Consider the following 15,133-nt stretch of genomic DNA (forward strand, 5'->3'; position numbering starts at 1 on the left):
GCCCCCGCGATCCCCCGCAGCTACCAAGTCTTCCGCGGACCCGACATCACCGCGCATGGTCCCGCAGGAAAATATCGCTCGACGGCCCCGCCTTCAATAGGGCGAACGCTTCATATTCCGGCTTGCCCGCGCCACTTCTGATGCGTCAGTCAAGTGCAGCTATCGCCAGTTCCGCGACTTCCGTCGGATTACGCCCGACGCGGACACCCATCGACTCGAACGCCTCGGCTTTCGCCTGCGCGGTCCCCTTCGAGCCGGAGACGATCGCGCCCGCGTGGCCCATGCGCTTGCCCTCCGGCGCCGTGAACCCGGCCACGTACGCCACGATGGGCTTGTCGACGTTCTCCTTGATGAACGAGGCCGCTCGCTCTTCCTCGTCGCCGCCGATCTCGCCGATGACGACGACGGCCTGGGTCTCGGGATCCTCGGCGAAGCGGCTCAGGATGTCGATGAAGTTCGACCCGACGATGGGATCACCACCGATCCCGATGCAGGTGGATTGACCGATCCCTCGCGTGAACATCTCGTACATCACCTGGTAGGTCAGCGTCCCCGAGCGCGACACGAGGCCGACGGGTCCCGGACCGGTTATCTCGCCTGGGATGATCCCCATGTTGGCTTTGCCGGGCGAGATCAGCCCCGGGCAATTCGGGCCGATCAGCGTGACGCCTTTCGCGCGGATGTAGGGGTAGACGACCGACATGTCCCGGGCCGGGATCCCCTCGGTGATGCACACGACGAGTCCGATGCCCGAGTCGGCCGCCTCGAGGATCGCGTCCTGTGCGAACCGGGCCGGCACGAAGATCAGCGAAGCGTTGGCGCCGGTTTCGTTCACCGCGTCCGCAACCGTGTCGAAGACGGGGATCCGGTCCTCCCATTTCTGGCCGCCCTTGCCCGGCGTCACGCCGGCGACCACCTTCGTGCCGTACGCGAGGTTTCGCTTCGTGTGGAACGTTCCCTCGGAGCCCGTTATCCCTTGCACGAGCACGCGCGTGTTCTCATCGAGCAGGATGCTCATGCGCGGCGTCCCTTCGTCAGCGCGACGGCCTTAGCGGCCGCCTCCAGCATCGTCGGTGCCATCGTGATGTTCGGGTGGGCCGCCTCCTCGAGGATGCGCCGGCCTTCGGTCGCGTTCGTCCCGTCGAGCCGGACCACGATCGGCGCCTTGAGGTTCGGCAGCTGTTCCAACGCCCCCAAGATGCCGCGCGCGACCTCGTCGCAGCGCGTGATCCCGCCGAAGATGTTCACGAACAGCGACTTCACCTTCCGGTCGCTGAAGATCAGATCGATACCGGCGGCCATCGTCGCCGCGTTCGCCCCGCCGCCGATGTCGAGGAAGTTCGCCGGGGTGCCGCCGGCCTCGGCGACGACGTCCAGCGTCGACATCGTCAGGCCGGCTCCGTTGCCGATGATCCCGATCCGCCCGTCGAGCTTCACGTAGTTGAGTCCCTTCTCCTTCGCCACCTTCTCCTGCTTCTGGAGCGGGATCTCGGACGAGAGCTTCTCGAACTCGGGGTGCCGATAGCCGGCGTTCTCGTCGAGCGACACCTTGGCGTCGAGCGCGACGACCGTGCCGTCGCCCGTGAGAACCATCGGGTTCACCTCTACCAATGAGGCGTCCATCTGAATGAAAACAAGGTACATCGTGCGCAGCAGCTCGCCGGCTCCCGCGTGAGCCTCCTTCGGGATCCGTGCGCCGAACAGCAACTCGCGAACGTGGTACGGCTGCAGTCCGGTGAGGGGTGACACGTGCACGCGCGCGATCGCCTCCGGATCGGTGGCGGCGACCTCCTCGATGTCGACGCCGCCCTTGGCGCTCATCATCCCGAGGTACGCCTTCGCGGTTCGGTCGAGCAGGAACGACGCGTAGAACTCCGACTTGATGTCGCCGGCTTGCTCGACGAGCACCCTGCGGACCTTGTGGCCCTTGATGTCCATGCCGAGGATCTGCTCGGCCACAGCTTTCGCTCCCGCGGGGTCGTCGGCGAGCTTGATCCCACCGGCCTTGCCGCGGCCGCCGACCTGAACCTGCGCCTTCACGACGACGCGTCCACCGATTTTGGCGGCCACCTTCTCGGCAGCGGCCGGCGAGGAAGCAACCTTGCCGTCGGGCACGGCCATGCCGAACTTCCGGAAGAGCTCTTTGGCTTGATACTCGAAGAGATCCATCTACGCTGCGGCTCCTACTCTCTGCTTGATCCAGTCGACGATCGCCGTAGTCGTCGCTCCCGGCGTGAAGATCTCCGCGATCCCCTTCTCCTTCAGGGCGATGATGTCCTCACGCGGGATGATCCCGCCGCCGAAGACCAGGACATCGCCGGCGTCGCGCTCACGGAGGAGCTCGACGACCCGAGGGAACAGCGTCATGTGCGCGCCCGAATGGATGGACAAGCCGACCGCGTCGGCGTCCTCCTGGATCACCGTCTCGACGATCATCTCCGGGGTCTGGTGCAGTCCCGTGTAGATGACCTCCATACCTGCGTCGCGGAGCGCGCGAGCGACGATCTTCGCGCCGCGATCGTGCCCGTCGAGGCCCGGTTTCGCGATGACGACACGGATCGTGGTTCGGCGCTGTTTCGGCATGTGATGTTGTCCCTTCGGACGGTTGCGCCCCCGGGGCGCGGGCGTGATGATACGGGGCGTTTTCCACGCCCTGCAACGCAGGGCACATGAGGTGCGACCCATGGCTCGAACCGCTCGTACCACCGCGCGCACGGCACGGGATCTCCTCGATCTCGTGCTGGATGCCGGCTGGGAGGAGCGCGATGCCGGGTTATCGGCCACCGACCCGCTCGGTTTCCCCGGTTACCACGACCGCGATCCCAAGAAGGAGTCCGTGATCTCCGCCGACGGCACGCTCGCGGGGCTCCCCGTCGTCGGTATCTCGTTCGAGTTCGACGTCTTCGGCGGGTCGATGGGGGTTGCGGCTGGCGAGAAGATCGCGCGGGCGTTCGAGCGGGCCATCGAGCGACGCGCAGCCGTCGTCGCGCTCACCGCGACCGGCGGTGCGCGGATGCAGGAAGGGATGGCGGCGCTCGCGCAGATGGCGAAGACGGTGCTCGCCCGGCGCGACCTCACTGCAGCCGGACTTCCCTTCCTCGCGTATCTCACCGATCCGACGACCGGAGGCGTGTACGCATCGTTCGCCTCGCTCGCCGACGTGTTGTGGGCCGAACCCGGCGCGACGATCGGCTTCGCCGGGCCGCGGGTCGCCGAGCAAGTCGCTCCGCTCGAGGACGCCTCGCACACGGCTGAGTTCTCGCTCGACAACGGTCTCGTCGACGACATCGTCCCGCTCGAAGACCTCCGCGCTGCGGCGGGCGTCTTCCTGCGCGCCACGCTCGAGCCCGACGAGCCGGCGGTTCCACTTACGGCCATCGATACTCCGGTTCAGACCTCGACCGGCTGGGACGTCGTCGAGCTCGCTCGCCATCCCGACCGTCCCTCGGGGCGGGCGATCCTCGCGGCGATCTCCGAGGCTTTCGTCGAGCTGCGGGGCGACCGTGCCGGCGTCGACGACGCGGGCCTCGCGACGGGCGTCGCGCGGATCGCCGGTCGCCGCGCGGGGGTGGTTGCGCTCGACCGCACGCGCCCGACGCCGCCGGCCTACCGCAAGGCCTATCGCTCGCTGCGTTTCAGTGGGGCGCTTGGGCTCCCGCTCGTCACGATCGTCGATACGCCGGGCGCCGACCCGTCCTCGGCCTCCGAGGCGTCGGGGATCGCCCGGACGATATCGACGGCTTTCCGCACAGTGCTGGAGCACCCCGGCCCTTCGATCGCAGTGGTTTCGGGCGAGGGCGGCAGCGGCGGCGGCCTCGCGTTCACCGTCTGCGATCGCGTCCTCGTGTGCGAGAACGCGATCTTCTCGGTGATCGCACCCGAGAGCGCCGCCGCCATCCTTCGCCGCGACGACGTCGAGGAGGTCGCCGGCGATCTTCGCCTCTCGGCGCGCGATCTGTTGTCGTTCGGGCTCGCCGACGAGATCATCCCCGAGCCGACCGGCGGAGCCCACACCGATCCCGACGCTTTCGTCCGGTCGATCGGGGAAGCCCTGGGACGATCGCTCACCCGATTGGCGGCCATACCGCGGGACGAACGGCTCGCGGCTCGGCGACGCCGCTGGCGAGAGGCCGGAAACGCCTTCCTCGCCCCATGACCACGCCTCCGTCTCGCAAGAAACGCGTCCGGCCCGCCCGGAAGATCGTGCCCCGGGGCCAGATGGGGCCGCAGTGGATCGTGGCTCCGATCGTCCTCGCCGCGCTGATCGCGCTGGCAGGAGTGATCTTCCTGCTGACTCGCAGCTAGCGGGCTAGTCCGCTTGGGCATCTTCCGACGACGGAAGTCCCGTTCTCGCGCACCGTTCCCTATGTCCGATTCTCGGGTAGATATCGCTCGTTAACATTTCACGTACTTGACCTTGGTGGAGCAGATGATATGAATCACAAGGTTGTGATTCGCCCACGGAGAGCATCCAGATCGACCCTGGGTGCGCAAGGAAAGCCTCTTCCCTTCGTAGAACTTATGGACTGCGCGAACCGAAACCGACGAGGCGACAGCGCGCGGGGGTTGCGGGGGAGATGACCCGACACACCGTAGGACGCATCCGCGGAGACGCACGCGCCGTCCGCAAAGCCCTCGGGCACGCCCTGCGACGCCCGAGCACCTACCCCAGCGCCGTCAAAGAGCTTTTGTGGGCCGGCGCCAACGTCGCGATGTACCCGGCGGGGCTGCTCGGCGAAGCACTGGATCCCGACGCCTCCCACGGCGCGTCGCGCGGACGGTACTCACGCGCGCAGCCGCTCTGCTACCTCGAGCCCGAAGCGGCGGCGACGCCGATAATCTTGCTCCACGGCTACTTCCACAACCGCTCGGGATTCCTCGTCATGCGAAGGGCGTTCCGCCGCCACGGGTTCCGCCACGTCTTCACGATGAACTACAACGTCATCGGGCACGACGTCGAAGAGCTCGCGGCGCAATTGAAAGGCTACGTGGAGAACGTGCTCAACCGAACCGGCGCCACGCGCGTCCATCTGGTCGGCCACTCGCTCGGGGGACTCGTTGCCCGGACGTACGTGCAGGAAGCCGGCGGGGACGAGCGCGTGCACACATGCATCACACTCGGCACCCCGCACCAGGGCACCTACGCCGCCTGGGCCGGCCGGGGCCGCGCCGCTCGTCAGATCCGGCCGCGCTCAGAGCTGCTCGACCGCCTCGAGCGCACCGCGAAGCCGACGCCGGTGCGCTTCGTTTCGTTCTATTCGAACCTCGACCCGCTCGTGATCCCGGCGTCGAGCGCCAAACTCACCACGCCCGCTCTCGACGCGACGAACATCTTCATGAAGGACCTCGGGCACATGAGCTTCCTGCTCTCGGGCGAGCTCATCCGTTCGGTTGTCAACATGCTTTCGAGCCTCGACGCCACCGTGCCGGCGAGCGTGACGGCGCTTCCGAAGCGCTCCAACGGCCGTCGCAGCGACCCCGAGTCCGCCGTACCCAGCTAAGCCGCGCTAGTCCGGCGGCATCTCCGGCGGCCCATCCTCGTCTTCCTGATGCGTGCCGCGCGCGAAGCGCTTCCCGACCGGCTTCAGCACGGCGAGCGCGATCACGGCGAGCAGCGCGGTGGCCGTCGCTCCGAGATAGAAGCCCATCCCAACGGCGAGCCCGACCGCCGCCGTTACCCACAAGCTCGCGGCGGTCGTTAGTCCGCGGACTGTCGCGCCGTGTCGCAAGATGGTCCCTCCCCCGAGGAACCCGATGCCGACGACGATCTGACTTGCGACGCGGGTAACGTCCGCGTTGACCGCCGCGACCGGCTGTCCTCCGGTCAGGTCTTGGAACCCGAACGCACCGACGAGCGTGAACAAACACGCGCCGAGCGCGACGAGCATATGGGTGCGGAACCCGGCCGGCTGATCGCGCAGCTCCCGCTCGATCCCGACGACCGCACCGAGAGCCGAGGCCACGACGAGCCGGATCAGAACGTCCCAGTCGGACACGCCAGCAGTGTAAGCCCGCCGTGCGCCGTTTCCGGGAAGGGAAGCGCTTAGATCCGCTGGAGCGGCGCGTAGGCGAGCAGCAGGCGTTTCGTGCCCTCGGATTCGAAGTGCACGCTGGCTTCGGCGGAAGTGCCGCGGCCGCTCACGGCGACGACGGTGCCGCGGCCCCAGCGCTCGTGAAAGACGTCATCGCCGACGGCGAGGCTCAAGGGCGGGGTCTTCTTCTCCTGGACCATCTCGGCGAGCTTCTCGCTCTCGTCTCCGCTCTCCACGGCCCGGACGAGCTCCTCGGGGATCTCGCTGAGGAAGCGTGAGGGCGGATTGAAGTTGGAGCCACCCCACAGGCTCCGCTGCCACGCATGCGTCAGATACAGCCGCTCCTTCGCACGGGTGATGCCGACGTACGCGAGGCGTCGTTCCTCCTCGAGCTCGGCGGGGTCGGTCATCGAGCGCACGTGCGGGAAGACGCCGTCCTCGAGGCCGACGATGAAGACCACCGGGAACTCCAGACCCTTCGCGATGTGGAGGGTCATGATCGTGACGGCGCCTTCTTCATCGGACAGCTCGTCGGCGTCCGACACCAGAGAGATCCGCTCGAGGAACTCACTCACGCCGCCCTCGGCGTTATCGGAGGCGAACTCTCTGGCGACCCCGATCAGCTCCTTGAGGTTCTCGACGCGGCCCACCGCTTCGATCGAACGCTCCGCCTCGAGATCGGCGACGTATCCAGTCCGCTCCAGGACGGCCGCGAGGACGTCGGCGGGCTCCACGCCGCGCTCGACCTTCTCGCGCAGACTCCGGAGGATCCCCGCGAGGTCGGAAACGGCGGACTGCGCTCGAGCGGCGAGCTCGTCGTTCTGCTCGACCCGGTCGACGGCTTCAGAGAGCGTCACGCTCGCCCGGTCGGCGAAACGGGCGAGCGCGGCGACCGTCTGGTCGCCTATCCCACGGCGCGGCGTGTTGATGATCCGACGGAGCGAGACCTCGTCGGCCGGGTTGATCAGGACCCGCAGGTACGCGAGCGCGTCTTTGATCTCCTTGCGGTCGTAGAACTTCAGCGACCCGACGACGCGATACGGCACGCCCATCCGGACGAAGATCTCCTCCAAGACCCGGGACTGGGCGTTGGTTCGGTAGAAGAGCGCGATGTCGCCGTAACGTCGGGAGTCCTCTTCTCGCAGACGCTCGATCTCGCGGGCGATCCACGCGGCTTCCTCGTGCTCGTTCTCGGCGTGGTAGCGCGTGATCAGCTCGCCGCCGGCCGTCTCGGTCCAGAGCGACTTGGGCTTGCGCATCTGGTTGTTCTCGATGACGGCGTTCGCGGCCGATAGGATCGTCTGCGTGGAGCGGTAGTTCTGCTCGAGCGTGATCACGCGCGCGTCGGGGAAATCCTCCTCGAACCGGAGCACGTTGGTGAAGTCCGCGCCGCGGAACTTGTAGATCGACTGATCGAGGTCGCCGACGACGCAGATGTTCCGATCCCGCTCGGCGAGCAGCTTCGCGAGGACGTACTGCGCGTGGTTGGTGTCCTGGAACTCGTCGACCAGGACGTGGAGGAACTTGTCGCGGTACTCCTCGAGCACGTCGTCGTAGAGCCGGAAGAGGTGGACCGTGTTCATGATCAGGTCGTCGAAGTCCATGGCGTTCGCCTGCCGCAGACGGCTCTGGTACAGGGCGTAAACCTCGGCGATCGTGCGGTCGTAGGGGTTGTTGCCGGCCGCTTGCGCGAACATCTCTTCGTCGACCAGCTTGTCCTTGTTCTTGCCGATGGCGTTCTTGATCTGGCGGGGTGGGAACCGGCGGGGGTCGACGTCGAGCTCCTTCGAGATGTAGGTGATGAGTCTCTCCGAGTCGGCGTCGTCGTAGATCGTGAAGCTCGACGTGAAGCCGAGCCGGACGCCGTCGCGCCGCAAGATGCGCGCGCATGCGGAGTGGAACGTCATCACCCACATCGCGGCACCGAGACGCCCGCCGACCAGCGAGCCGACGCGCTCCTTCATCTCGCCGGCGGCCTTGTTCGTGAACGTGATGGCGAGGATCGCGAACGGGGAAACCTTTCGCTCGCGGATCAGGTAGGCGATGCGATGGGTCAGCACCTTGGTCTTGCCGGAGCCCGCCCCGGCGACGACGAGGAGCGGGCCGGCGTCGTGGGCGACGGCCTCGCGCTGGACGGGGTTCAACCCGGAAAGGAGGTCGGTATCGAGGGGCACGCCCTATTATCGTCGCCGGTGGCGTCCTCGACTCGTGCCGCATCCGTAGCCCTCATCGCCGTGGGGATCGCGATCACGTCCCTTGTGGTGCGGGCACCTTCGCTCGACCGGGCTCTGACGATCGACGAAAAGCTGTGGATCGAGCGGTCGGCTCGTTTCGTGGACGCGGTGGGCGACCTTCGCTTCCGGGACGCGATCGAGACGGGACATCCCGGCGTCACGACGATGTGGATCGCCGGGCTCGCGCAAGAGACACTTCCCGGGGGCGCGGATCTGCGGGACCGTTACGCGCGGTCACGTCTGTGGATCGGGATCGTCACGTCCGGGCTGATCGTGCTGGTCTGGTGGCTCGCGGGGATGGTCCTCGGCCAAGGGGCGGCCGCCATAGCGGGATTCTTGCTCGCGCTCGACCCGTTCTTGCTCGCCCACAACCGCGTCGTGCACCTCGACGGCTTGCTCGCGCTCTTCATGGTGTCGAGCCTGCTCGCCTTGATGGCGGCGATCCGCACGGAGGATCGCCGGCTGCTGCTGTTATCGGGGGCGCTTGGGGGCCTCGCGCTCCTCACCAAGCAGCCGGCCGTTTACCTCGTTCCGGTCGCGCTCGTCCTCCTCTGGCGCGACGGGCGTGGCCTCCGCGCCCGGTTCCTCCGCTGGCTCGGGCCGGCGTTGCTGGTGGTCTTCGTGCTGTGGCCGGTCCTGTGGGTGCGACCGTGGCACGCAGCCGCGGAGATGGCGAGCGGAGGCGGTTCGGCGATCGTGGAGACCACGTCCAGCGGGTTCTTCCTCGGAAGGCATGTGGACGATCCCGGACCGCTCTTCTACCCCGTCGCACTGGCCATGCGTACCTCTGCTTTCATCCTGCCGGCCGCGATCGCTACCGTCGTGTGGGCGATCCGCAGACGCCGTGACGACGAGCATGCCCGCACGGTGGTTCAGCTGCTGCTCTTCGCGCTCGGCTTCCTCGTGCTGATCACGTTCGCGTCGAAGAAGGGCGATCGATACGGACTTCCGAGTCTCGTCGCGCTCGACCTAGCCGTCGCAGTCGCGTTCTTGACGTACCTGCGTTCGCGCAAACGCTTCATCGCTTCGATCTTGGCCGGCGTCCTCCTGGTCCACGCCGGGCCCGCCTTGTCGGTGCACCCGTACGAGCTCGCTCACTTCAACCTGGTCACGGGGGGGCCGGGCGTCGCGCAGCGGGCGATCGTCGTGGGATGGGGTGAAGCGCTCGACGAGGCGGCCGAGGATCTGAGCCGGCTCCCCGATGCCGCCGGGACGACCATGGCGTCCACGCGAGTCATCCAGTTCGAGGATTTCTTCGCCGGACGTACCGTTGGTGTCGAAGACTCCACGCTGGTCCGCCCGGACGGCGTCCAGCCCGACTACGTCCTCTTCTACATCTCGAACGTCCAGACCGGCCAGGTGCCGAACGTGTGGGCGCGTTACAAGGATCAGGTGCCGTTCTACCTGCTAGACATAAACGGGATCCCGTACGTACGTGTCTATCGCGTGGCTCCGTAGGGGTCAGGACGCGCCGCCGCCTCCGCCGCCTCCGCCGCCTCCACCCCCGCCGCCTCCGCCACCACCGGAGAACCCGCCGCCACCACCGCCGCCGCTCGAGGGCGCCGTCGCGAAGGCGGCTTGGGCGGACGCGGTGAACGACGAGGTGAAGGATGAGAGCGACGTCGCGAATCCGTCGCCGGATCCGAAGCCGCCGCTCCCTCCCGACCACGTGTACCAGGTGAAGCCTTGCCGGGCGACCTCGGGCGCGTTCAGCGCGATCGCGCTGGTGACGGCCGCCGCGGCCCCGAGCGGGATCGCGTAGACGAGGTACTGCTCCCACATCACGACCGCGGTCGGACGGTATTCCTTCAGCCGCGTCAGGTCCTTAAGGAACCGCTCGAATGCCTTCCACTGCACGTACTGGGTCGCGCCGAGGACCGTCCGGCGTCGGAGCGCCGGGGTCAGCCCGACCTGGACGGCGAGGAGCAGGATCGCCGCCAGCGCTCCCGGTGCGTTGCGGATCGCGGCCGTGAGGACGGCGCCGGCGCCCAGGAGCGCCGCGGCCACAACGAAGAGCATCCCGGCGATCAGCCACGACCTTCGGAGGAAGGTCGCGACGGCAAGCATCCCCGCGGCGATCAGCAGCGTCACGGCGGACTCGCCGCCCTGTCGGGTGAGCGCCGCGACCGCGACGAGCCCGGCGATCGCGGCCGCGCCGAGGCTGGCGACCATCGTCAGCGTGCGTTCCTCGATCAGGCCAAGCCGCTCGCCGTGGGCGATCACCTCGCGCTGGAACGCCTTGAAACGCTCCTGCATCTTCGACGGGTTGTCCTTCGCCCAGTCCTTGAGCTCGTCCTCGCGTATCGACCCGTACATCCCCGCCTCGTCGAGCAGGTCGATCAGCTCACGCTCGAACGGCTCGAGTTTCCCCTCACGCTCGAGCACGGTCATCTTGTAGTGACGCTCGGTGCGCTTGAAGACGAGGCCCGCTTCCTCTGTTTCCTCCGCGATCTTGAGGAAGCCGCGCCGCGCGAGGTCCATCAGCGTGGCGACCATGTCGACGGGCTTCACGCCGCCGAAGCGCATCAGATACCCGACGACGGCCGGTGGATAATCCGAGGGCAGCTCGCGAAGATAGCGCCCCACGCGACGGTGGCGCTCGGGGAATCTCGAGTCGGGCTCCTTGCCGTAACGAAAGAACAGCCAAAGGAACAGGGCGAAGGATGCCAGCGCCAGGACGGGCGCGACCACGTTCCATGCGCGCGCGATCGACCGCGCGCGGTTGGCTTCGTCGGCGAGCCGATCCTCCTCGGCGAGGATCGCCGGAAGCCGGGATCCGGGCAGCCGCGGCGCCTTCGGAACCACCCGCCCCGGGAACGCGAGCCGGCCCTCCACGAAGGTCTGAGCCGGAAGTCCCGGCGTTTCCCAGCGGATCGTCTGGGGGTCGAGGATGCGCACCTCTCCCTCGAGTGGCCCGTGGCCCCACGCGCGTACCTCGTCGAGAGTGGCGCCCGAGGGGAGGTGGACCAACGCAACCGCGTGGTCGGCCGGCGCGTCCCAGCCGTCGCCGATGAACTTCCAGTAGAACTCGGCGACGTCGTCGTAGGCGACGACGGCTCCGGCGACGTGGTAGGTGATCGTGAACGTGCGTTGCTCGTCGGCGGCGTCGTAGAACCAGCGGATCTCCCAATCGGCGCCTTTGGTGAAGTTGAAGGTGCCGGATTCCTCCGGACCCGGCTCGGCGCGCCGGTACGGCACCCCCCGCTCCGACACCGTCACCGCGGTGATGTCGTACGTGATGTTCCCGACGCCGAGCGGGATGTTGATGAAGGCCCGATGGAAGGAGCCTTCGAAGTCGAACGTGCGGTCCTCGCGAACGTCGAACGAGCCGTCGTCGCGGATCGAGATGTCGGTAACGACCGACGGGAAGCGGAAGTCCTTGGCGGCGGCCGGCGCAGCCGGGCCGAGCACGAGTGCCGCGGCGACGAGACAGAGCGCCCCCCGCCGCACCCCCGAGATCACGACCCCTCGCTCACTCCCACTCGATGGTTCCGGGCGGCTTCGAGGTCACGTCGTAGGCGACGCGGTTGACGCCGGGCACCTCGCCGACGATGCGGTTCGAGATCCGCTCCAGCAGGTCGTACGGCAGGCGCGCCCAGTCGGCCGTCATCGCGTCCTCGCTGGTGACCGCGCGGAGCACGATCGGATGCGCGTACGAGCGCTCGTCGCCCATCACGCCGACCGTGCGGATGTCGGGCAGGATCGCGAACGACTGCCACAGCTCGCGCATCATCCCGGCCCGGCGCACCTCCTCGAGAACGATCGCGTCGGCGTTGCGCAGGATCTCCAATTTCCCACCGGTCACCTCGCCGATGACCCGGATCGCGAGACCCGGGCCCGGGAAGGGCTGCCGCCACACGATCTCCTCGGGGAGACCGAGCTCCTCGCCGATCGCGCGCACCTCGTCCTTGAAGAGGTTGCGCAACGGCTCGACCAGCTCGAAGTCCATGTCCTCGGGCAGCCCGCCGACGTTGTGGTGGCTCTTGATCTTGGCGGCGTCGCGGGTGCCGGACTCGATGATGTCGGGGTACAGCGTTCCCTGGACGAGGAACCGGACGCCGGCCAGCTCGCTCTTCGCGATCTCCTCGAAGACGCGGATGAATTCCTCGCCGATCGCGCGGCGCTTGCGCTCAGGGTCGGTCACGCCGGCGAGCTTGCCGAGGAATCGGTCCTGCGCCTTCACGTGGATGAGGTTGGTGTGGAAGTGGCGGCGGAAGGTGTCCTCGACCTGCTCGGGCTCGTCGGCGCGGAGCAGGCCGTGGTCGACGAACACGCAGGTGAGCTGATCGCCGACCGCTTTGTGGACCAGAACCGCAGCCACCGCGGAGTCCACGCCGCCGGACAGCCCGCAGATGATCCGCTCGTCGCCGACCCGCGCCTTGATGTCCCGCACGGCCTCTTCGATGATCGACACGCGGGTCCAGGTCGGACGCGCGTCGCAGACCTCGTAGAGGAAGTTCTTGAGAAGGTCCAATCCCTTCGGCGTGTGGGCGACCTCGGGGTGGAACTGGACCCCGTACAGGCCCCGCTCGGGCGCCTCGAAGGCGGCCACGGGACTGGCCTCGGTCTGGGCGGTCACGCGGAAGCCTTCGGGGGCGCGCGTGACGGCGTCCGAATGGCTCATCCAAACGGTCTGCTCCAGCGGGAGGTCCTTGAACAGCGGACTCGCGCCCAGGCTGCGGAGATCGGTCTTGCCGTACTCGCGGACGCCGGTGCGGCCCACCTCGCCCCCGAGCACCTGCGCCATCCCCTGCAGTCCGTAGCAGATGCCGAGCACCGGGATGTCGAGATCGAAGAACCCGGGGTTGACCGCCGGAGCGCCGGGCGCGTAGACGCTGGACGGGCCGCCCGAGAGGATCAGGCCCTTCGGGCGGCGGCGGCGGATCTCATCGAGCGCGACGTCGTGCGGGAGGATCTCGGAGAAGACCTTGCATTCGCGGATCCGGCGCGCGATGAGCTGTGCGTACTGGGCGCCGTAATCGATGACCAGAACGGAGTCGAAAGCCTGCTCCACGGACGAAGCCTACCATCGCGAACCGGAGCGCCCCGCCGGTCAGCCGGCCAGCGCGGTCGGTCCGGTCCCCCCCTCGGCACCTTGCGCATCCAGGGCGGGCAAACGGACCGTGAAGGAGCTGCCGGCACCGACCCGGCTGGCGATCTCGATGGTTCCGGCCATCGCCCGCACGAGCTGATCGACGATGAACAGCCCGAGCCCGGCGCCGCCGGTCTCCATGCGGTCGGGGTCCTCCAGGCGACGGAACTTGCGGAGGATCTCCTCGAATTTGTCGGAGGGGATGCCGCGCCCCTCGTCGACGACCGAAAGGACCGCCCGGTCTCCCTCCCGGCCGACGACCACATGAACCGGGGTCTCGGCCGGCGAATACTTGATCGCGTTGTCGAGGAGGTTCGCCGCGACCTGGCGGAGCCTGAGGCGATCCCCGACGGCGAGGACGGGCTCGCGCTCCTCGACGACGATGCGCCGTTCAGGGTAGGAGGTTCTCGCCGAGCGGAGCACTTGGTCGACCACTTGCGAGACGTCGACCGGCTCGCGCCGTGCGTGAAGGGTGAGCGCGTCGCCGTCGTCCATGCTGGAGGCGAGCAGGAGATCCTCGACCAGCCGCTGCATGTGCTCGGCCCGATCGACCACCGCGGCGAGCGCGTCGCGCCGCGCCGCTTGCGGCATGTCGTCGCGGCGTAGAAGGAACTTGGCGAAGCCGATGATTGGCGTGAGCGGTGTTCGCAGCTCGTGTGACACGGTGGCGAGGAAGTGCTTCTTCATGCGCTCGGTCTCACGCTCGGCCGTGACGTCGTGCACGACGACCACATCCCAGCGCAGTGTCCCGGCGGGGTCGCGGGCGGCACCGTGCCGAATGCGGAGCCACAAGACCGAACCGTCGGGACGGGTGATCTCCATCACCGCGTCGTCGCCGCCCACTTCGGACTGGACACTCGAGCCGTCGCGCGCCCGTCCACGCAGCAGGAAGCCGATCGACTTGCCTTCGGCTTCGCCGGCAGCCACCCCGGTGATGCGTTGCATCGACGGGCTCCAGAGCACGACCGTTCCCTCCCCGTCGACGAGCGCGATCCCCTCGCTTGAGTGATCGACGATCCGTTCGAGCTTGGCCTTCTGATCCTCGATCTCTACGACGAACTCGCGTTGCCGGATCCAGCCGCGGTAGGCGACGTGAAGAGTCAGCACGGGCGCGAGGATCGCGCCGACGAGCACCGGACGTTCGAGCCACAGCGCGACGGCAACGATCCCGATGGACGAGCTGCCGAGCGCGACAGCCAGAGAGAGCGCGATCTCGCTGCGGAGCACGTCGCGCAGCGCGCGCCCCGTCGTCGTCGCGATGATCACCGAGATGGTGAGGAGGTTCGACGCCCCGAACGCCGCCATGCCGGCGAAGAGGGCGAACAGGCCGGTACTCGTCTCGATGTCCCCACCGCCGAGGCCGTGGAAGCAGGTGGCCGCGGCCATGGTGGCAAGGGCGTACTGCGCCGCGTTGTACGCCGTCTTGACGAGAGGACGCCTGCGGAGGATCAGCGAGAGCGTGAGCCCAGCGACGGCGACGATCGGCGAAAGGGCGGCTGGGAGGAGCGCGACGTCGGCGGCGATCGCAACTTCGCCGAGCGTGATCTGTTCGCTCGTCTCGCCCCGTGCCAGCCGGATCGAGACGAGCTCTGCGGCTGTGCTGACGACGAGGAGAACGAGCGCCCGGCGGATCGTCGAGGCGTCGAGTTCGGGAGGCGCCGCCGCCCAAGCACCGAGCAGGGCCGCCGCCCCTCCGAGAACGACGACCCTGACGACGAACCGTTGCGCCTTTTCGGGCCTCACGTCATCCCCACAGGCGGCTGTTCCAGATGCGG

12 protein-coding genes are annotated in these 15,133 nt (G+C 68.0%); 4 read left to right on the forward strand and 8 right to left on the reverse strand.

The genetic code is table 11. The features are described from left to right. Positions 1–145 precede the first annotated feature (145 nt). Genes sucD through WEB06_08545 form a run of 3 tightly spaced genes read right to left on the reverse strand, consistent with a single transcriptional unit; the run spans position 146 to position 2,583 of the window. On the reverse strand, positions 146–1,018 hold the full coding sequence (gene sucD, locus WEB06_08535) for a succinate--CoA ligase subunit alpha (protein ID MEX2555665.1): 873 nt from the start codon (positions 1,016–1,018) through the stop codon (positions 146–148). Next, positions 1,015–2,169: an ADP-forming succinate--CoA ligase subunit beta gene (sucC, locus tag WEB06_08540; GenBank protein ID MEX2555666.1), complete on the reverse strand. Its 1,155-nt coding sequence runs from the start codon at positions 2,167–2,169 to the stop codon at positions 1,015–1,017. The genes sucD and sucC overlap by 4 nt, the downstream gene beginning before the upstream one ends. After that, on the reverse strand, positions 2,170–2,583 hold the full coding sequence (locus WEB06_08545) for a cobalamin B12-binding domain-containing protein (GenBank protein ID MEX2555667.1): 414 nt from the start codon (positions 2,581–2,583) through the stop codon (positions 2,170–2,172). A gap of 100 nt (positions 2,584–2,683) precedes the next feature. Here WEB06_08545 and WEB06_08550 point away from each other — a divergent pair, with 100 nt between their 5' ends. The 3 genes from WEB06_08550 to WEB06_08560 all read left to right on the forward strand — a co-directional run bounded on the left by WEB06_08550 (position 2,684) and on the right by WEB06_08560 (position 5,501). Beyond that, the gene (locus tag WEB06_08550) at positions 2,684–4,156 is read left to right on the forward strand and encodes a carboxyl transferase domain-containing protein (protein ID MEX2555668.1); all 1,473 of its coding nucleotides are present in this window, start codon (positions 2,684–2,686) and stop codon (positions 4,154–4,156) included. Next, the gene (locus WEB06_08555) at positions 4,153–4,305 is read left to right on the forward strand and encodes a hypothetical protein (protein ID MEX2555669.1); all 153 of its coding nucleotides are present in this window, start codon (positions 4,153–4,155) and stop codon (positions 4,303–4,305) included. Before WEB06_08550 ends, WEB06_08555 begins: the two co-directional genes overlap by 4 nt. 272 nt (positions 4,306–4,577) lie before the next feature. Further along, positions 4,578–5,501, forward strand: a complete 924-nt coding sequence (locus tag WEB06_08560) for an alpha/beta fold hydrolase (GenBank protein MEX2555670.1) — start codon at positions 4,578–4,580, stop codon at positions 5,499–5,501. 6 nt (positions 5,502–5,507) lie between these two features. On the opposite strand, the gene WEB06_08565 is transcribed toward WEB06_08560, so the two are convergent. Both WEB06_08565 and pcrA read right to left on the reverse strand, forming a co-directional pair. Next, positions 5,508–5,996, reverse strand: coding sequence for an MgtC/SapB family protein (locus WEB06_08565; protein ID MEX2555671.1), 489 nt, complete (start codon positions 5,994–5,996; stop codon positions 5,508–5,510). Positions 5,997–6,043: 47 nt separating this feature from the next. Then, positions 6,044–8,206 (reverse strand): DNA helicase PcrA, encoded by a 2,163-nt coding sequence (gene pcrA, locus WEB06_08570; protein MEX2555672.1) that lies wholly within the window; start codon positions 8,204–8,206, stop codon positions 6,044–6,046. 60 nt (positions 8,207–8,266) lie between these two features. Between pcrA and WEB06_08575 the strand changes: the two genes are divergently transcribed. Further along, positions 8,267–9,724 (forward strand): glycosyltransferase family 39 protein, encoded by a 1,458-nt coding sequence (locus tag WEB06_08575; protein ID MEX2555673.1) that lies wholly within the window; start codon positions 8,267–8,269, stop codon positions 9,722–9,724. A gap of 3 nt (positions 9,725–9,727) precedes the next feature. Here WEB06_08575 and WEB06_08580 read toward each other — a convergent pair whose 3' ends face one another. From WEB06_08580 to WEB06_08590, 3 genes are read right to left on the reverse strand one after another with little or no spacing between them, the layout of a single operon-like run. Further along, the gene (locus WEB06_08580; GenBank protein ID MEX2555674.1) at positions 9,728–11,728 is read right to left on the reverse strand and encodes a DUF2207 domain-containing protein; all 2,001 of its coding nucleotides are present in this window, start codon (positions 11,726–11,728) and stop codon (positions 9,728–9,730) included. Between the two features lie 10 nt (positions 11,729–11,738). Beyond that, positions 11,739–13,280, reverse strand: coding sequence for a glutamine-hydrolyzing GMP synthase (gene guaA, locus WEB06_08585; protein MEX2555675.1), 1,542 nt, complete (start codon positions 13,278–13,280; stop codon positions 11,739–11,741). A 39-nt stretch (positions 13,281–13,319) separates the two neighbouring features. Then, positions 13,320–15,101, reverse strand: coding sequence for an ATP-binding protein (locus tag WEB06_08590; GenBank protein ID MEX2555676.1), 1,782 nt, complete (start codon positions 15,099–15,101; stop codon positions 13,320–13,322). Positions 15,102–15,133 lie beyond the last annotated feature (32 nt).

The sequence above is a fragment of the Actinomycetota bacterium genome (assembly GCA_040905475.1).
GTDB lineage: Bacteria > Actinomycetota > AC-67 > AC-67 > AC-67 > DATFGK01.

Bases quoted from the DNA above. Each gene is read 5' to 3' on its own strand.
- WEB06_08545 (MEX2555667.1), bottom strand. From the start codon at position 2,583: ATGCCGAAACAGCGCCGAACCACGATCCGTGTCGTCATCGCGAAACCG.
- WEB06_08555 (MEX2555669.1), top strand. From the start codon at position 4,153: ATGACCACGCCTCCGTCTCGCAAGAAACGCGTCCGGCCCGCCCGGAAG.
- WEB06_08560 (MEX2555670.1), top strand. From the start codon at position 4,578: ATGACCCGACACACCGTAGGACGCATCCGCGGAGACGCACGCGCCGTC.
- WEB06_08550 (MEX2555668.1), top strand. From the start codon at position 2,684: ATGGCTCGAACCGCTCGTACCACCGCGCGCACGGCACGGGATCTCCTC.
- sucC (MEX2555666.1), bottom strand. From the start codon at position 2,169: ATGGATCTCTTCGAGTATCAAGCCAAAGAGCTCTTCCGGAAGTTCGGC.
- sucD (MEX2555665.1), bottom strand. From the start codon at position 1,018: ATGAGCATCCTGCTCGATGAGAACACGCGCGTGCTCGTGCAAGGGATA.